At 43.2% G+C, this 17,332-nt stretch carries 17 protein-coding genes; 9 read left to right on the top strand and 8 right to left on the bottom strand.

Going from position 1 to position 17,332, the window contains the following annotated elements:
* The first annotated feature begins 50 nt into the window (after window positions 1–50).
* A complete protein-coding gene (locus A3K86_RS21095; protein WP_068337138.1) occupies window positions 51–1,031 on the top strand; it encodes a GlxA family transcriptional regulator in 981 nt (326 codons plus the stop codon).
* A gap of 116 nt (window positions 1,032–1,147) precedes the next feature.
* Window positions 1,148–1,768: a hypothetical protein gene (locus A3K86_RS22765; protein ID WP_146145597.1), complete on the top strand. Its 621-nt coding sequence runs from the start codon at window positions 1,148–1,150 to the stop codon at window positions 1,766–1,768.
* Here the strand turns inward: A3K86_RS22765 and A3K86_RS21085 are convergent.
* Window positions 1,760–2,239 carry a methylated-DNA--[protein]-cysteine S-methyltransferase gene (locus A3K86_RS21085; protein WP_068336242.1) on the bottom strand — a complete coding sequence of 160 codons (480 nt, stop codon included), beginning with the start codon at window positions 2,237–2,239 and terminating at the stop codon, window positions 1,760–1,762. The genes A3K86_RS22765 and A3K86_RS21085 overlap by 9 nt on opposite strands.
* Window positions 2,240–2,454: 215 nt before the next feature.
* Here A3K86_RS21085 and rfbB point away from each other — a divergent pair, with 215 nt between their 5' ends.
* On the top strand, window positions 2,455–3,483 hold the full coding sequence (gene rfbB, locus A3K86_RS21080; RefSeq protein WP_068336239.1) for a dTDP-glucose 4,6-dehydratase: 1,029 nt from the start codon (window positions 2,455–2,457) through the stop codon (window positions 3,481–3,483).
* A gap of 93 nt (window positions 3,484–3,576) precedes the next feature.
* Here the strand turns inward: rfbB and A3K86_RS21075 are convergent, their stop codons facing one another.
* Complete coding sequence (locus A3K86_RS21075; protein ID WP_068336238.1) at window positions 3,577–4,251, bottom strand: hypothetical protein; 675 nt, start codon at window positions 4,249–4,251, stop codon at window positions 3,577–3,579.
* A 54-nt stretch (window positions 4,252–4,305) separates the two neighbouring features.
* On the bottom strand, window positions 4,306–4,728 hold the full coding sequence (locus tag A3K86_RS21070) for a c-type cytochrome (protein WP_068336233.1): 423 nt from the start codon (window positions 4,726–4,728) through the stop codon (window positions 4,306–4,308).
* A 164-nt stretch (window positions 4,729–4,892) separates the two neighbouring features.
* On the opposite strand from A3K86_RS21070, the gene A3K86_RS21065 reads away from it, so the two are divergent.
* The gene (locus A3K86_RS21065; RefSeq protein ID WP_068336230.1) at window positions 4,893–5,516 is read left to right on the top strand and encodes a cytochrome b/b6 domain-containing protein; all 624 of its coding nucleotides are present in this window, start codon (window positions 4,893–4,895) and stop codon (window positions 5,514–5,516) included.
* Window positions 5,517–5,531: 15 nt separating this feature from the next.
* The gene (locus tag A3K86_RS21060) at window positions 5,532–5,960 is read left to right on the top strand and encodes a MarR family winged helix-turn-helix transcriptional regulator (protein ID WP_068336228.1); all 429 of its coding nucleotides are present in this window, start codon (window positions 5,532–5,534) and stop codon (window positions 5,958–5,960) included.
* Window positions 5,961–6,083: 123 nt separating this feature from the next.
* Here the strand turns inward: A3K86_RS21060 and A3K86_RS21055 are convergent, their stop codons facing one another.
* Entirely contained in the window at window positions 6,084–7,451 is a 1,368-nt protein-coding gene (locus A3K86_RS21055) for an MATE family efflux transporter (RefSeq protein ID WP_068337135.1), read from the bottom strand.
* Window positions 7,452–7,509: 58 nt separating this feature from the next.
* Complete coding sequence (locus tag A3K86_RS21050; RefSeq protein WP_068336225.1) at window positions 7,510–7,935, bottom strand: MarR family winged helix-turn-helix transcriptional regulator; 426 nt, start codon at window positions 7,933–7,935, stop codon at window positions 7,510–7,512.
* A gap of 360 nt (window positions 7,936–8,295) precedes the next feature.
* On the opposite strand from A3K86_RS21050, the gene msrP reads away from it, so the two are divergent.
* The 4 genes from msrP (at window position 8,296) to A3K86_RS21030 (ending at window position 12,604) form a co-directional block, all read left to right on the top strand.
* The gene (msrP, locus tag A3K86_RS21045) at window positions 8,296–9,309 is read left to right on the top strand and encodes a protein-methionine-sulfoxide reductase catalytic subunit MsrP (RefSeq protein WP_068336223.1); all 1,014 of its coding nucleotides are present in this window, start codon (window positions 8,296–8,298) and stop codon (window positions 9,307–9,309) included.
* A gap of 12 nt (window positions 9,310–9,321) precedes the next feature.
* Window positions 9,322–9,954, top strand: coding sequence for a protein-methionine-sulfoxide reductase heme-binding subunit MsrQ (gene msrQ / locus A3K86_RS21040; protein WP_068336219.1), 633 nt, complete (start codon window positions 9,322–9,324; stop codon window positions 9,952–9,954).
* 269 nt (window positions 9,955–10,223) lie between these two features.
* The gene (locus A3K86_RS21035) at window positions 10,224–10,847 is read left to right on the top strand and encodes a hypothetical protein (RefSeq protein ID WP_068336216.1); all 624 of its coding nucleotides are present in this window, start codon (window positions 10,224–10,226) and stop codon (window positions 10,845–10,847) included.
* A gap of 350 nt (window positions 10,848–11,197) precedes the next feature.
* Window positions 11,198–12,604: an amidohydrolase gene (locus tag A3K86_RS21030; RefSeq protein WP_068336213.1), complete on the top strand. Its 1,407-nt coding sequence runs from the start codon at window positions 11,198–11,200 to the stop codon at window positions 12,602–12,604.
* Between the two features lie 83 nt (window positions 12,605–12,687).
* On the opposite strand, the gene A3K86_RS21025 is transcribed toward A3K86_RS21030, so the two are convergent.
* The 3 genes from A3K86_RS21025 to A3K86_RS21015 form a co-directional block, all read right to left on the bottom strand.
* Window positions 12,688–13,128, bottom strand: a complete 441-nt coding sequence (locus A3K86_RS21025) for a hypothetical protein (RefSeq protein WP_068336211.1) — start codon at window positions 13,126–13,128, stop codon at window positions 12,688–12,690.
* Between the two features lie 374 nt (window positions 13,129–13,502).
* Window positions 13,503–14,060 carry a sugar O-acetyltransferase gene (locus A3K86_RS21020; RefSeq protein WP_068336209.1) on the bottom strand — a complete coding sequence of 186 codons (558 nt, stop codon included), beginning with the start codon at window positions 14,058–14,060 and terminating at the stop codon, window positions 13,503–13,505.
* Between the two features lie 197 nt (window positions 14,061–14,257).
* Complete coding sequence (locus A3K86_RS21015) at window positions 14,258–17,332, bottom strand: efflux RND transporter permease subunit (protein WP_068336207.1); 3,075 nt, start codon at window positions 17,330–17,332, stop codon at window positions 14,258–14,260.

The following is a 17,332-nucleotide window of genomic DNA, read 5'->3' as shown; positions in this document are numbered from 1 at the left end:
CAAAATCACTGCCATTAACGCCAATCAAACAAAATTTCAGGCAAAACGGTATGAAAGTCGGATTTGTTCTCTATCATCGCGCCCTCATCACAGGGGTTTCTCTGGCTGCTGAGATGCTAAGTAGTGCTGCAAGCCTGCGAGAGCGCCACTTACAAAAAGAAAATCCCTTTAGTATCAAGCTCATTGCCGCATCTCTTGCTTCGCCTAAGTTGACGGCAGGCTTAAGGCTAATGCCAGATATCACTTTCGACGACCCTGATGTTTTTGATGTGATTATTCTGCCACCGATGTGGGGTAATCCGATGTCGGCATTGAGTCATACCCCTAGCTTGATCCCATGGTTAATCAAACAATACCAACAAGGGGCAAAATTAGTCGCTACCGGAACGGGTGTAACACTATTGGCTGAAACGGGGTTGCTTGATGATCAAGTCGCCACCACGCATTGGTACTTTTACGACAAATTCACAGCTCGCTATCCAAAAGTTAAACTAAACCGTAAAGCATCCATTACCGCAGCAAATGGCTTGTATTGCACCGGAAGTATCAACTCCCAAACCGAGATGATTTTATTTCTGATCACCCAGCAATACGGCCAGAAAATTGCAACAACTATTGAGACTCATTACGGTCACGAGATTTCAAAATCAACCCAACAACCCTTCTATCAAATCGGTGGTGAAGTACAGTTTGATGAGTCGATCGCCTTTGCCCAAGACTGGATGAAGCGCCAACTGTCACACCCGATCACTGCACAGCAAATCGCCGATGCTTGCGGTATGCCACTGCGAACATTTAGTCGAAAATTCAAAGATCAGGTAGGACAAGCTCCCCATCAGTATTTGCAAAAAATAAGAATGGAGGTAGCTCAGGAATTATTGCGTGATTTTGGTATGAGCTTACAAGACGTCGCAGAACAAGTGGGTTACAAAGATGCCTATCATTTCGCGACACGTTTTAAGCAAGCCTATGACTTAACGCCTGCGCAATATCGAAACATGGTGAAAGCCAAAATTTATAACGCCGGCTAACAACGATAAACCTTAGCGAACATAGTGAATATGAGATTTATCTCATAGCTGATACACCGTAGATGAGACTGGCTGAATATGCTGTTTCTATGAGAAACCAGTGCTGAGCCGATACGATGAATACAGGAGTTCAAACATCACAATGCGACTTTCATCGTAGCCGCTTATTGGCAGGGAGAAACCTAAGCTTCTATCTTTACTCGCTCGCAATAGTACAGCTTGCTATCTTATTTAGTCTGCTACTTGGCCTGTTTTCCCCTGTATTTGCCTACATCGTACCCACGAGCCAAGTATCTTTATCCGACCAAGAATGCCGAATAGACTTCTTTCATTTAGAGCGGCACCCGCAACAAAACAGCTTCTTGCCTGTGATTCAAATCGCGATGGTCTCGACCAAACAGACACCCAACCGCTACATCGCAATCAAACGCGCTTTGCGCCTTAACTCTCACCTACCGCCACAGCATCAAAAGCGACGAGGTTATGAAAATATTGAATACCGTCGTGCTCGTAAACCCGTTGCCGTTTTTACAACCTATTGGCAACCACTTACGCCCGATAGCGAAATCAGTGGCTTAGTCATTTTAGGCGATAATAATTACCAAAAAGCTTTTGATCGCCTAACGAACTTATTATTCCAAGATGCAGGTCACTTTGAGCTTGCCACTCAAGGTGAATCGTTCCAATTTTACGCTCAAGAAGATCACCTGACCCGATTCCAAGCTTGCTTACGATGAAGCCAGTGCACCTTCTAATTTCAGTAAAAACGCCTTACTTTCTACCCCGCCCGCATAACCCGTAAGCTGACCATTTGAGCCGATTACCCGATGGCAAGGCACAATAATCGCAATCGGATTTTTACCATTTGCCGCACCAACAGCTCGCACTGCTTTGGGGTTATTTATCGCTTCAGCTATCGCTTTGTAAGAACACGTTTCGCCATAAGGCACACTGCACAGCGCCTTCCAAACTTGTTGCTGAAAAGCCGTCCCCTTCGGGGCCAGTGGCACAGTAAACTCGGTTAACGTACCAGCAAAGTACGCATCTAGTTGGCGACAGCACTCGATAAAAGGCTCAGCCGTCACTTGCCAATCATCTTGAACCGTATCGTCCACTCTTTGTGTTGGTAACGTTAAACCTGTTAAACCATCGTCATTAGCTAATAAGCGAATACGACCTAACGGAGATGAATAAAAATGACAGTACATTTGAGCCTCGGTTTATCTCTTTATCTCGACGTTTTCATAATAACAATTTCACTCCTTTAATTACTCATTAGTTGGATTATTTTTCCTCAACTAAAATGAATACAAGCGCTTATATTTGTTATCACAGATCACCACAAGGTATCATTGAGGTATCTAGTTATCTAACTCAACTCTGAGTAAATACTCTTAGTTGCGGTATTAAAGGCATTCGTGCAGTGAAAATACTTGTCACAGGCGGCGCTGGCTTTATTGGCTCTGCTGTTGTCCGCCACATCATCAATCATACACAAGACAGTGTTATCAACCTTGATAAACTGACTTATGCAGGCAACCTCGCGTCGTTAGACTCTGTATCATCCAACCCTCGCTATCATTTTGCGCACGTAGACATCTGTGACAAAACTGCAGTTCAAGCCGTTTTTGAACAACATCAACCCGATGTGATAATGCACTTAGCAGCCGAAAGTCATGTCGATAAATCTATTGATGGCGCAGCTGCTTTTCTTCAAACCAATATCATTGGTACTTATCAGCTACTTGAAGTTGCACGTGAATACTGGCAAACACTACCTATAAGCAAAAAAGATGACTTCAAATTTCACCATATTTCAACGGATGAAGTTTTCGGTGATCTTGATACTGATGCGCCGAGTTTTCATGAGCATTCACCGTATAACCCTTCAAACCCTTATTCAGCCTCGAAAGCATCAAGCGATCACCTTGTTCGAGCGTGGGCAAGAACTTATCAATTACCCGTAATAGTCACTAATAGCTCAAATAATTATGGTCCGTATCACTACCCTGAAAAGCTGATCCCAGTAGTTATTATCAATGCATTACAAGGGAAGGCTCTACCAATATATGGCAGTGGTCAGCAAATTCGCGACTGGTTATATGTAGAAGATCACGCCGATGCACTGTACAGAGTAATATCTCAAGGAAAGATTGGTGAAACGTACAATATTGGAGGAAATAGCGAACGCAGTAACCTAGACGTTGTTACAACTATTTGTGACATCCTAGAGAAACATGTACCCACACCTGCCGCTAAACCCAGTTATCGTGAACTTATTAAACACATTAGCGATAGACCAGGACATGATCGCCGCTACGCCATTGATATTACGAAAATTAAGAAAACATTAGCATGGCAACCGCAAACAACGTTTCAAACAGGACTTGAACAAACTGTTCTTTGGTACCTCAATAATGAGGATTGGTGGCGACCATTATTGGCAGATTAGTAAATTACCAATACATATAAAACAAAACCAAGCCGACGCTTGGTTTTGTTTATTACCACTTGCTATAAACCGCAATATTTAGCTTGAGCAGATTTACTTCACTAGCTGCACTTTATGACCCAGGTACTGAACATCAACATTGGCATAACCTAGATTAACGGCTTCAAATTGTTTACTCAGTTCGCGCGCATGAGCTGCATCTTTTGCTAAAAAGGCGACATGATAAACTGGACGTTCAATACCATTCGCAAGCTTTTGGGTGTTTAGGTACGAAGAAGTCACTAAGCCAGCTTGATTCAGACTAATAACGCGCTGTAAATCGATACCTAGCACACGATCCATCTCTAATGCATCAATATCTTCTCGCCATGTAAAAGTGACACCGTAATTTTGCATCGCAGGCGTATTATCTAACCATTTGTTACCTAGCGGTTGGACATGGCTCACTTTCACCAATTCTTTCTTATATAAAGGTAAATCTTTAAGCTTATTTTCAACGTCTGCTTGATCTTCACCATCAATCACAAAGCGAATTAACGCCATTGGTTTGCCCTCAATACTGCTATTGAACACAAACATATCTTTTACTTCACCGCTTTTTATAAGCTCGCCAAATGCAGCACGCTGATCCGCCATAGAATCGAGCACTTGATTGGCGTCAGACGTGTTCCACATTAGCTCAACACCAAAATCAGCCGCTACAGCAGAAAAGCTCAGCGATGATACAAATAGAGTAGTTAAGATGTTCTTTTTAAGATTATTTTTCATGATACTTCCTTTATTGGCTTATTTCGTTATTAGTGAATATTTAGTTTTTTAGTGTTACCAACGCGAGCGATAACTACGATGACAAGCTTTGCAAGTGCTCTCTGCTTGCTTAAGCCCTGCCTTCACGCCTGCTAGCTGCTGTGATTGACTCTCGACTAGTGCTTGTTCAAAGCCTTGATCCATCTTTGCCATCAAAGCGTTAAATTTCTCAGGTTTGCTCCAAACCGAAGATTTCGCTTTACTCCCCTCTTCACTTCCATCCGGAAAAAGCGTCATCAACGACTGACTATGACTCTTTAGTTGCTGGCTTGATGCCAATACTGTTTTCCAGTCTGGTTCACTTTGTTCAAGCGCGTTGGTCACTTGCTTAACTGTCTTTTCGATTGCTGAAAAAGCATCTTGGCGTTGCTGTACCTCGTTTGCTTGCGCAGGGAAAGCCAATATGGCGGGTAGCAACACAACAGCTAAATTCTTCATCACTCTCTCCTCATTTGGCGATAACGCCTTTTCGTTGTTTTGTTCGGTTCATGTCTGCTGAACTTGAAATCAATTTACACAGCAATAGTTGCAATTGCAACTATTGCTGTGTAAATTATTGTTAACGGTTTAGCACAACACAGTTTGACGTAAGAGAGAGCACTATGAAGATTTGGGATCTACCTGCACGTATTTATCATTGGTTACAGGCAATTTTATTCTGTTCACTTCTCGCCTCTGGCAATGCCGGGCATGAATCGCACGTTATTCTAGGGTTAATGCTCTTTGTGCTGGTGACTTGGCGTTGGATATGGGGTGTTGTGGGTAGTGAGACGAGTCGTTTTCGTCAATTCCTGCGCTCTCCTTTCTATTTAGTGCGTTACTTACAAGGCAAAACACCAAGCCAAGCAGGTCACAACCCACTTGGTGGTTGGATGGTACTCACCATGCTGTCTGCTCTGCTTATACAATGTATTTCGGGATTAGCTTTGGCGGGCATGCTAGATAACCTACCTCTAACCAGCTATTGGTTAACTGATACTGTTTTCGAGATTTTGAGTACACTCCACCTAGCTTTGGCTCGTTTATTACCTTTGCTAGTTGTACTCCACCTTGGTGCAATTTTGTTTTACAAGTTACGCAATAAGCCATTGGTTTTAGCCATGTTTACAGGTAAACAAAGCACTCTTTCCGTTCAAGACAAGCTGTATTTCGCTTCAAATCTTCGTGCTATGCTAGTGCTAATCACATCGGGATTGATTACTATTGCAATAATTGCGTTAGCATAAGAGAACAATAATAGAATGGACGACAAATTTGAGAGGCAAACCAGTTTCGGTTGGCTAGTAAATGTGGTTGCGCATCATGCAGCAAAACAGCTTGAAGTAGAATTAGCCAAACACGACTTCCCTCGTTCATTGTGGCCAACCATGATGTGCTTATGGGAAAAAGAAGGGATCACCCAGCGTGAAATCGCACAGATTTCCAAAGTGGAAAACTCAACGACGACGCGCACAATCGACAAATTAGAATCACTCGGGCTCGTTGAACGCCGCGCTGATCCTAATAGTCGTCGCTCCTATAACATCTACCTCACCGATGAAGGGCGTACGTTAAAAGAAACACTGCAGCCAGTCGCTGTCACAGTGAATAAAGATCTGCTCAGCGCACTAGAGCCAGATGAGCAAACCCAGCTGATACATCTGTTAAATAAGATGATGCCGAGCAAGTAGAAAAACACCGCTTCACATAACAAGCATGTTATTCATACTCCAGTTAGATCAAAGGCCTAGTTAAACAACTAGGCCTTTGTCTTGTTAGAGCAAACTAAGCCGCTCTATCATCATTCTTTTTCACTAAGAAGATTGGCAAGTCTGCATCTTTGACTCAGAAGCAGCAGCAGTCACCTGCTTGATATCGCGATACATCATCACAGCAACGACACTGGTCAATGCAATATTCGACAACGGTAACGCTAACCATACCCCATTCGCCCCCATAAATAGTGGCAGCAAGAACAAGAATGGTAATTGCACCGCCATATTACCAATTGTCACGAACAGGGATTTTCCACCTTTACCAATCGCTTGGTAGTACGCCCCTGCAATAACCAAGAAACCATCTAAGAACAAGGCAAATAGGTGCAAGCGCAATCCCATTACCGTTTGTTCGATCAGAGTGTTGTCGTCACGGTTGAAGATGCTCGCAAATTCGTACGGTTTAAAGTTAACCAGTAATACGAAAAGAATACCGATAATTACAGCTGACAACATTCCCAGTTTCAGTGCTTTCTGGATATTCGATTGGTTACGTGCACCATAGTTGTAACTCACTAACGGCTGCATACCACCTGCAACACCTTCCGCCACAAGATAGTAAACGGTAACAATGTAACCTAAAATGGCATAAGCCCCCACCATAGTCACATCACCGTATTTAATAAATTGCAGATTGTGCAGCGCTACCATGAAGCTGCTGTAAGCGTACATAAAGAAGCTCGACAGCCCGATCCAACTTATGCCCGATGCATGAGTGAATGAAAAACTTAACTGATTTAGCGAAAGTCTTAAGTTGGCTTTATCGGTGAAGAAATAGCCAAGGCCAATCACGGTTACAATGCCTTGTGAAACCGCCGTTGCAATAGCGGCACCTGTCAGCTCCCACTTCAACCAGGCAATTAACACATAGTCCAAGCCGATATTAGCAAGCGCTCCTAACACCATTAAGCCTGTCGCAAAGTTTGGTCGACCGTCGTTACGCAACAAGAAAGGCACCGAAATCGAGCCAAATGCACAAATCACTGCCACCGCTAAGATGGAGATGTATTGATGCCCAAGCTCAAGTACTTCACCTGTTGCGCCTTGCAACATCAGTAAATCTTTACCGAAAGCAAATAAAAAGCCAGAAGCCACAAAGCTAGCTAGTACCAAATAAATCAAACCTGTCGATAAAATTCGGCGTGCTTTTTCATCTTTCCCTTCGCCTTTACTCACAGAGCAAAGAGCACCTGTACCCACACCTATCATCAGACCAATACCAAGAATAGTACCAATGATCGGCCAAGCTACATTGATCGCCGCTAAGCCTTGTGCCCCGACATAACGACCAATAAAAATGCCATCAACAACCTGATATAAACCATTAACCAACATGGCAGCCACAGTGGGTAATGTGTAGCGCCAAAATTGACGGCTAATTGATTCTGATGGTATCGCTTTGTTCATCTCTTGCATTGCTTCATCCCACCCTCATGCGGGCGTAATCGCTTAACCTTTTGCTCAGTTAAGGTTTAAGCTGTGTAAACAATTTTGCCAATAGCCCTTCAAGCTGCTGGCATTCCTTTTTTGTCAAAACTTTTTCAATTTCATTGGCAAAGCTCGCGTAAATCACATCGTCGAACTGCATTAACTGCACCGCCTTGTCCGTCAAAGTGATATGACTAACCCTTGCGTCTTCACTTGATTGTTTTCGGCTAACCAAACCACGACTTTCAAGTCGTACTATCATGTTACTCGCTGAAGGTTTACTCACCTCAAGCTGAGCCGCGATATCAGTCAGTCGTAATGGTTTTTCAGCGTATTGAATCACCTTCAGGTAATCATATTCATTGAAACTAAGAATGATATTATCTTTATGTTGTTTACAATGAAGACGCCAAAGCTTAGCGGAATAACGCTCGATGTGCTCAAGCGAGGTTTTCAGTTCCATCTCTTCTTCAACTCCAACATCAGCCCAAGTTATTAGTTAGCCTAACTAACTATCTTGTCCTAGCCAATGCATAATCTGTGAAATTTTGACGTAAATCAACACAAAGCTCAACATCAAACCTAAATTATTTTAATACTTCAGCCTTATACCTCATAGCCAGACGAATGTGAGACTAAAATAGAAAGACAAAACGTACAAAAGATACCACTCAATCAAAATCGCAATAAAATTTCGAACATCTTGAAAGAAGTCAGTGCAATACAAGGTCTTATATAGCAACCCATTTATACCGCATCTGAAAAATTGGCTTATGCCACTATCGCTTTCATAGAACGATGCCCTATATAAAGAGAGACATGGATGAAACTGATCAATAAACCACGCTGGGCAATTAGCGAAAACGATGTCACACCAGAAGGTGTTTACAAGCAACGTCGTGAGATACTAAAAAAATTAGGGATTACGCTGGCAACTCTCCCGCTCGCTCAGCAAGCAAACGCTAGCATTTTTGATATATTCAAAGGTGAAAAAGCACCTGCTGTTGATAAGCGCATTGCACTCAACCCTCAGAAACCAAAGGAATACCAGGCTGATCTTGCGCTAACGCCTGAAGATAAAATATTAAAATACAATAATTTCTATGAGTTCGGCACAGATAAAGCGTCTCCAGCCGAACTCGCACAAAACTTCATTACTGACCCATGGCAAGTAAAAGTCGCGGGCTTAGTTCGCTCCCCTGTCACACTTGATTACGACGACATTTTCAAAAAATTCACCTTAGAAGAACGCATCTATCGCCTACGCTGTGTTGAGGCATGGTCGATGAATGTACCGTGGATTGGTTTCCCACTCAAAGATCTACTCGCCATGGCATCACCCACAAGCGATGCAAAATATGTCGCGTTTGAAACCCTATACGATCCAAAACAAATGCCCGGTCAAGCTTCACGTCGCCTAGGTGGTGGGATTAACTACCCTTATGTCGAAGGGTTGCGCCTTGATGAAGCCATGAACCCATTAACCATTTTGGCAGTTGGTCTGTATGGTAAAAACCTCGCACCGCAAAATGGAGCGCCAGTGCGCTTAGTGGTGCCATGGAAATACGGTTTCAAAAGCATTAAATCGATTGTCAAAATTTCACTCACCGATAAACAACCACCGACAACGTGGAGTCAGTTAGCCCCGAGCGAATATGGCTTTTATGCCAACGTTAACCCTCGCGTTGATCACCCGAGGTGGAGCCAAGCCAGTGAACGCTTTATAGGCGAAGGCAGCCTATTTAGTAGCCGTCGCCAACCCACCATGATGTTCAATGGCTATCAGGATGAGGTCGCGTCACTCTACAAAGGGCTTGATCTGAAAAAGAATTATTAAAAGGAAGCACTCATGCGCCTAACACCCAAACACATAACCTATCTAAAAGTTGTCATCCATGCCGTATCACTGGGCTTTTTCACCCTTTTGGTATTAGGTGTATTTAATGGCAGTTTAGGCGCTGATCCCACAGAGGGGATCAGCCATTTCACCGGCAAAGCGGCATTAAATACTTTAATCATTACTTTGCTGGTCTCTCCGATTGCTAAACGATTTAAACAATCTGCGTTAATGCGCGTGCGCCGCGTGATTGGCTTATACAGTTTCTTTTGGGCTGGATTGCATTTAGCTAGCTATGCCTTGCTCGATCTCAGTTTAAATTGGTCACTACTTGGCAGCGAGATCATTAGTCGTCCGTATCTCGCGGTGGGTGCTGTTAGCTGGGTAATTCTATTTTTACTTACCCTCACCTCAAATCAATACATGCAAAGATACTTAGGTAAGCGCTGGCAAACCTTACATAACTATGTATACGTTGCCGTGATCCTTAGTCCAATTCACTATTACTGGTCGGTTAAATCAGGGTTGCTCGAACCTGCTATTTACATTGTTATATCGTTCTTTTTACTCGCCTTGCGTTGGCAGACGTTCAAACGCTGGCTACCTATGCACTGGTTTACGCTAAAAACCACGTCGACCAATTAATTACTGAGTAAATAACCTCGTTGCAACCAAAGATAATGTTAAGAAACTGAGTGAAGCGCTAAAAGGAAATGATCAGCCATATTCCGATATCAAGCCGATAACCTTCGGCATTGGTCACGAATATTGATGGTGAATGCAGCAAATTAACGCCTTGAATGCAATTCTTGTAAGACATAGCCAGATTTTCTGCTACGATAAGCCAAGCTTAACGCTATGGGTATTTAACCCAACTAACACTTTGTCTTTCTGGTTGTTTTCGAGGTTCCACCTTGGTCAGTGATTTACTTACTGTCAGTATTCAGCAGTTTCAAACGGACTGCCAACAGTTATGTGAACAACATTACCCAACTGTACATAACCGTGGTATGCGCGAAAACCACTTAGGTAAAGCGCTGTGCCGACGTATTATGTCTACGCTGACAAAACATGATATTCAGGCTGAACTTAGCCAGATTGAAGATCAAAACAACCTACCGCAGCCTATTTTCAAACTCAGTACACCAGAGTTTACCGTCTGGATAGTCGCTCACCGTCTATTGAGTGCTAACCTTGCTCGCCGTCAGGCACTGCTTCAAGCTGTAAATAGTGTGGTAGAGCAACGCGACCAAGCTCAAACGAATCATCTACTCATGGTGGCTGATCACTGGTTTGATCGCAGTAAAGCCAGTAAAGAAATACCGGCTTGGTGGCTGGGACAATTACCAGAAAGCCAAGAAGCCTATCTAAAAGATGGGATCCGCTTACTAGAAAGTAACTGTAGTTTGAAACAAGCGCTCACAGACAGCTACCAAGTTAACGATGCCCACCTCGCGATTCACCACCCGCTGCATCGCTCGAGCGACAACGCTACCCTTCACAAATACGTTGTTCTCACTGGTCACTTTCACCTGTAATACCTACTCATAAGCCATCTCATTCAAGGCGATTTCCTCTCGCAACAATCGCCTTGTTAAGCGGCTAAAGCAATCTTCAATCAGCTCCCTTACTCTGCACAACATCCCTTCCCTTAACCGCAACAAGAATGTTTTCCTAGTAAACGTAAAACCAACCACTTCGCAGCAAAATAGCGCAAAGCAAACGTTTCGCAGGCGAAAAATGCGTTTATTTCAATCAATTTCAGAGCCAAACGGACGATAAATTAAGAACTGGATCACATAAACTGAGCAAACTATAAATAACTGATTTTCATCACTCTCGTTCGCAGTATTATCTGCGCATCTTTCCGTGATTGTGGTATCTATCCATGTTTAAAAAAACACTTCTTGCACTTTCATTAGCAGCAACATCCTTAGCAAGCACCTCTGCTCTTGCCGCTGAAAAAGTTGATCTATTAATTCAAAACGCAACGGTTCTTACCATGAACCAAGATCGCCAAGTCTTTGATAATGGCTTGGTTGCAGTTAAAGACAACAAGATTGTTGCTGTCTCAGATGGAAGCGACCTTTCTGAGTACCAAGCCAAGAAAACTATTGATGCAAACGGTGATATTGTTATGCCGGGTCTCATCAATACCCACACTCACGTATCGATGACGGTTTTCCGTTCACTGGCTGATGACGTGCCAGATCGCCTACACCGCTACATTTTCCCACTAGAAAAGAAACTCGTTTCGCGTGAAATGGTTCGCGTCGGTGCTCGTCTTGGTAACATCGAAATGCTCAAAGGCGGCGTAACTACTTACGCTGACATGTATTACTTTGAAGATGAAGTCGCTAAAACCGTTGATGAAATCGGTATGCGTGCAGTTCTAGGTGAATCTGTTATCAAATTCCCAGTCGCTGACGCAGCTAACGCTGAAGAAGGCATCAAATACGCACTAAACTTTATTGAAGAATACAAAGATCACCCGCGTATTACGCCGGCTTTTGCACCACACGCAACCTACACTAACACTACCGAAATTTTGCAGAAGATTGCCAAGCTTTCACTTGAGCACGATGTGCCGGTAATGATTCACCTTGCAGAATCAGAGCGTGAAAACCAAGTCATCGGTGAACGTAGTGGCGGCAAAACACCAATCGAATACATGGCTGACATTGGTGCCCTTAACCACAAACTTATTGGCGCCCACGTTATTCACGCAAGCGACAGCGATTTAGACCTGCTGAAAAAACATGATGTTGGGGTTGCTCATAATATGAGTGCAAACATCAAATCAGCCAAAGGTGTGTCACCAGTAATCAAAATGCTAGAAAAAGACATTCGTGTTGGTTTAGGTACCGACGGTCCTATGTCTGGTAACACACTAAGCACCATTGATGAATTTAACCAAGTAGCAAAAGTACATAAGCTTATCAACCATGACCGCGCAGCAATGCCACCGCAGCAAGTGATTGAAATGGCAACCATTGGTGCTGCACGAGCACTTCACATGGAAGATAGCATTGGTTCACTAGAAAAAGGTAAGCTGGCAGATATCATCATTGTTGATACGAAAGCCCCTAACATGGTGCCAATGTATAACCCATACTCTGCCCTAGTGTACTCAGCGTATGCGATGAACGTGAAACACACCATTGTTGACGGTAAAGTGCTAATGAAAGACCGTACAATGACGACTATCGACGAAAAGGAAGTACGTAACGAAGCACAAGCGTTTGCAGACAAAGTCCGTAAAACCGTTATTGAAAGCGGCGAAAAGGTCCTTTAATCACATAAGTTAAAGCTACAAGGCAAAAAATAAAACGGCAGCACTTCGCATAGCGCTGCCGTTTTTATTTCTCACTCACAAACTTAATAGCCTAACACACTATTAAAACTCACGATCATAAACACAAATGATGTAAAAGCAAGCGAAGTACGTTGCTTCCTTGGAAGTTTATAAACTTGATTGTCATTTTCTAAATAACATTCACCTGTTATTAAAATAATAAAGCTCAAAGGAGTGAAAAGTAAAAAAGACAACACCCAAAACCAACGTTTTCTATAAAAAGGTATTTGGTCGTAAGATACATCAACAAAGTACTCATCCTCTGAGAGAGGCTTTTTACTGCGATTATCTCGTCTTTTCTCATAATAAAAAACGGCATCTTCAGAGCTATTCGCAACGATCGTTCGGTCATCAAATACAAAACCCTGCGCGGCTAAACACTCCATTTCTTCGGCTGCACTCTCATCCGATAAATTTATAGCCACACAAACTTTATCTTTTTCCAATACTTGGTAGTTTGCCATACCCTCTTTAAACTCCGATATTGAGGTGTTTACTTAATTCGAGGAAGACTATCAAAATTAGAGATGAATGAACCAAAGAGATTTCATTTCAGAGATATTGATCTAAAAACAACCTGTATATGTTAACACACAAAATTGTCGCCAATAGTTATTGCAAAATAAAACAACACCTTGATAAATTTACAGCAATCATTTCTAACATTTTTATCACTATGGCATTTTAATAATTTCTATCACAATTTTATTCAAGAGAAATCGTTAGCCTTATACTTTTCACTTTCGAGTAATCAACATCAAGATAATCATTCTCATAATAAATCCCACGTTTAAAAATCTATAAAAAGGAGTGAAAGCACTCCTTTATGGGCAAACTATTACTCATTCTCGGTAATACGGCGGATTAATTTAGCGGGTGTGCCACCGTAAAGTGAATCTGGTTCAACATCTCTTGTCACAACTGAGTTTGCAGCAATAACAGAACGGGCACCAATAGTGACGCCTTGATTAATCACCACATTGCCACCGATCCAAACATCGTCTTCAATCACGATAGGTTTACAAAAAGTTTCCCACGAACGACGACTGCGATAATCCAGTGAATGTCCCGCTGTATAAAATTGCGCATTAGGACCAATAAGCACATGGTTACCAATGGTGATATGAGCACCATCTAACATGGTGGCATTCATGTTAATAAAGGTATTTGAACCAATTGAAATAGTTTTACCAAACTCACAACTAAACGGAGAACGAATAACACTCCCGTCACCAAAAGCGCTCATAAGCTTGGCCAACAAGGTGCTACGTCGACTTTCATCTACTGTGCTATTGAGTGTTGCCAACAGTGCCGACGCTGTATCGCGGTAACCATTAATACTGGCATCGCCACCATCAAACAGTTGCCCTGAAGTCATCTTTTCAAATTCAGTCATTGCGCTCTCCTAAACTTTGTTGCGCATATCAATATGGTGCAGAATATAGACTCTATTTCTAGTCTGCAACGAGCGCGATCATCTCTTTAGGATCTTGTTATCACATAAAAAAACGGCAGCACCGAAGTGCTGCCGTTTAGTTATTATTCCAATACTAAGTTAGAAGGTTAAAGCTCAACACATCGTATTATTAATCACTATGCTTTTGCTGGTGCTTTTACATTAAAGAAGATTGCGAACAGAACTGGTACAACAATCAGAGTCAGTACAGTCGCAAAACCTAAGCCCGCCATAATTGTAATTGCGAGTGAATCAAAGAAAGCATCAAACACAAGCGGGATCATCCCCAATACTGTGGTTAAAGCAGCCATGCTCACCGGACGTACACGACTGATCGCACTATCGATAATTGCGTTGTACGGTTCTTTACCATCAGCCAATTCAATATTGATTTGATCGAGCAGCACAATACCATTTTTCAAAATCATGCCACTTAGGCTCAGAAGCCCAAGTAGTGCCGTAAAACTAAACGGCGTATTGGTCGCCAACAAACCAATCGACACACCGATAATTGACAGTGGCACAGTCGCCCAAATCACCAATGGCTTTTTCAATGAGTTAAACAGCAACATGGTGATGATGAACATCAGCAAATAACCCATCGGCATCGAGCCCATCATAGCTTGCTGCGCATCTTTCGATGATTCGTATTCCCCACCCCATTCGATGCTGTAACCATCAGGTAGTGGTAACGCGTCGACTTTTGGTTGAATACGCGCAAACAAGGTTGCTGCGGTGTCATCGCCCAGTATGTTGTGATCCGCTAATACGGTGAGTGTACGTTTACGATCTTTGCGCTGAATCAGAGGCTCCGACCACGCAAGATCAATACCGTCAATCACTTGCTCAATCGGTACGTAAGCTTGCTGTACAGGGCTCCATAGCTTCAAGTTTTTCAACGTATCGTAATCAACACGCTCAACTTCTGGTAGACGCGCAATGATAGGTAACATATGAGTACCATCACGCATTAAACCAATCGCACTACCGCCGTACGCCATCTGTAAGGTATTCGACAAATCTTCTTTTGAAATACCAAGGCGACGCGCTTTCGATTCATTAAATTGTGGTACTAGATCTTTGGTACGCTCACGCCAATTATGACGAACATTTCGCGATTCAGGGTCCTGCAACATAATGTCTTCCACCTGCACCGCGATATCACGCAGCACTTGTGGATCAGGACCAATAATACGCGCTTCAATTTTCGACGCTGGTGACGGACCAAATTCCATCAACTTAAATTGGAATGTCGGTTGCTCAAACTCAGTGGCCAAGTTTGCATCGAGCTTATTCAGCAAAGCAAACATATTGTCACGGCTAGTCGTACGCACCTGTAATTGTGCGTAGGCTTCGTAGCTCTTCTCTGGTTGGTAAGTCAGCGCAAAACGCTGCATCCCCTGACCGATAGACGTCGTGACAAAGTCTACGTTATCTTGGCTACGGATATAGCTTTCAACTTTTTCCGTTTGCTTAATGGTTTCGCGAATATCGGTGCCTTCAGGCATCCACATATCAACGTAGAACATCGGCGTATTTGACGGTGGGAAGAAAGATTGCTTCACATAGCCAAAACCAATTACCGATGCCACCAGCAAACCAACCATACCGAGTACAGTTAACCAACGGAAACGCATGGCAAAACGAAGCGAACTACCAAATACAGTAAACAACACGCCCTTGTATGGGTCGTCTTCTACCTCATTGCTGCCCTCACCTTCGACCGTTTTATCTTCTTTTAGTAAAACATCTGCCAAGAAAGGCGTGATAGTTAGCGCCGTGATCCAGCTTAAGAACAAGGAGTAACAAAGCACCCAGAACAGCGAGCCCATGAACTCACCCGTTGCATCAGACGACAAACCGATCGGGGCGAAAGCCGTTATTGCAATAACCGTTGCGCCAAGCAGTGGCCACTGGGTTTGCTTTACAATGTCGGTAGCAGCTTGCAGTTTGGTTCGCCCTTTTTTCATGCCAACCAAAATACCTTCCACCACCACGATGGCGTTATCAACCAACATCCCGAGGGCAATGATCAAAGCCCCCAAAGAAATACGGTGCAGCTCGATATCATTCCATTTCATCAGAATGAAAGTACCGAATACAGTCAGCAGCAAGACTAAGCCAATGATCAAACCACTGCGAAGCCCCATGGCAAATAGCAGCACCACAATCACAATGGCAACCGCCTGACCTAGACTCACAATGAAGTCTTGAACTGAGTTATCAACTTCTTGGGCTTGGTTGTAGAAATAATTAAGTTCAATACCCGCTGGTTTAAAGCTGTCTAATTCTGCTAAATGCGCATCTAAACGATGACCCACTTCCACCACATTCACGCCCGCAGAGAAAGAAACACCAATATTAATGGCAGGCTCACCGTTATAAGTCACAACGTTACCCGGCTTTTCCTGTACGCCTCGGGTAATTTTGGCAACGTCTTTAAGGCGGATAAGATTACCGGTATCGCGACCGTGAATAACCAAGTTTTCTAATGACTCAACACTGTTCATGGTGCCATTTGGACGGATCGCCAATGTTTGACCATTGATCATCATTTCGCCAGAAGCAATCACACTATTTTGTTGACTCAGTAGTCCTGCGATAGTGTTCATGTCGAGGTTCAAAGCCGCCATGCGATCCAAAGAAATCTCAACAAAAATTTGTTCTTGTTGATCACCTGCAATGCTGACTTTACCTACACCATCAACCAACTCTAATTCACGCGTTAAGTAATCGGCATACTGTTTTAATTCAACATAGGAATAGCCTTTACCCGTCATCATGATCATCACGCCAAACACATCACCAAAGTCATCAATAACTTTGACGGATTGCACACCAGATGGCAGTGACGGCTTGAGATCGTTAACCTTACGGCGCATTTCATCCCAGATTTGCGGCAATTCATCAGGGCCGTAAATCATGTCCATACTCACCATAATCTGTGTCATACCTGCAGATGAGGTTGAGGTGATCTTGTCGACATAAGGTAACTGGCGCACCGCTTTTTCTAGCGGATAGGTCAGCTCTTCTTCTACTTCCATCGATGTTGCACCTGGGTAGGTTGCAACGATCATGGCATCTTTTAGTGTGAACGCTGGGTCTTCTAAACGACCTAAATCCAAGAAAGACGTTACCCCACCGACAGCTAAAATGACGATGAACAGCCAGCTGATCACTTTATTTTTTATTGAATACTCGGCAATACTCAC

Origin of the sequence: Photobacterium jeanii (assembly GCF_001650345.1) — a bacterium.
Classification (GTDB): Bacteria; Pseudomonadota; Gammaproteobacteria; order Enterobacterales; family Vibrionaceae; genus Photobacterium; species Photobacterium jeanii.
Note: the sequence above shows the minus strand (reverse complement) of the source record. Positions and strands in the feature narration are given on the sequence as shown.

What these genes read in the sequence shown, in the direction of transcription:
- A3K86_RS21095 (WP_068337138.1), top strand. Translation starts at nt 51, where the DNA reads ATGAAAGTCGGATTTGTTCTCTATCATCGCGCCCTCATCACAGGGGTT.
- A3K86_RS22765 (WP_146145597.1), top strand. Translation starts at nt 1,148, where the DNA reads ATGAATACAGGAGTTCAAACATCACAATGCGACTTTCATCGTAGCCGC.
- A3K86_RS21085 (WP_068336242.1), bottom strand. Translation starts at nt 2,239, where the DNA reads ATGTACTGTCATTTTTATTCATCTCCGTTAGGTCGTATTCGCTTATTA.
- A3K86_RS21075 (WP_068336238.1), bottom strand. Translation starts at nt 4,251, where the DNA reads ATGAAAAATAATCTTAAAAAGAACATCTTAACTACTCTATTTGTATCA.
- A3K86_RS21070 (WP_068336233.1), bottom strand. Translation starts at nt 4,728, where the DNA reads ATGAAGAATTTAGCTGTTGTGTTGCTACCCGCCATATTGGCTTTCCCT.
- A3K86_RS21065 (WP_068336230.1), top strand. Translation starts at nt 4,893, where the DNA reads ATGAAGATTTGGGATCTACCTGCACGTATTTATCATTGGTTACAGGCA.
- A3K86_RS21060 (WP_068336228.1), top strand. Translation starts at nt 5,532, where the DNA reads ATGGACGACAAATTTGAGAGGCAAACCAGTTTCGGTTGGCTAGTAAAT.
- A3K86_RS21055 (WP_068337135.1), bottom strand. Translation starts at nt 7,451, where the DNA reads ATGAACAAAGCGATACCATCAGAATCAATTAGCCGTCAATTTTGGCGC.
- A3K86_RS21050 (WP_068336225.1), bottom strand. Translation starts at nt 7,935, where the DNA reads ATGGAACTGAAAACCTCGCTTGAGCACATCGAGCGTTATTCCGCTAAG.
- msrP (WP_068336223.1), top strand. Translation starts at nt 8,296, where the DNA reads ATGAAACTGATCAATAAACCACGCTGGGCAATTAGCGAAAACGATGTC.
- msrQ (WP_068336219.1), top strand. Translation starts at nt 9,322, where the DNA reads ATGCGCCTAACACCCAAACACATAACCTATCTAAAAGTTGTCATCCAT.
- A3K86_RS21030 (WP_068336213.1), top strand. Translation starts at nt 11,198, where the DNA reads ATGTTTAAAAAAACACTTCTTGCACTTTCATTAGCAGCAACATCCTTA.
- A3K86_RS21025 (WP_068336211.1), bottom strand. Translation starts at nt 13,128, where the DNA reads ATGGCAAACTACCAAGTATTGGAAAAAGATAAAGTTTGTGTGGCTATA.
- A3K86_RS21020 (WP_068336209.1), bottom strand. Translation starts at nt 14,060, where the DNA reads ATGACTGAATTTGAAAAGATGACTTCAGGGCAACTGTTTGATGGTGGC.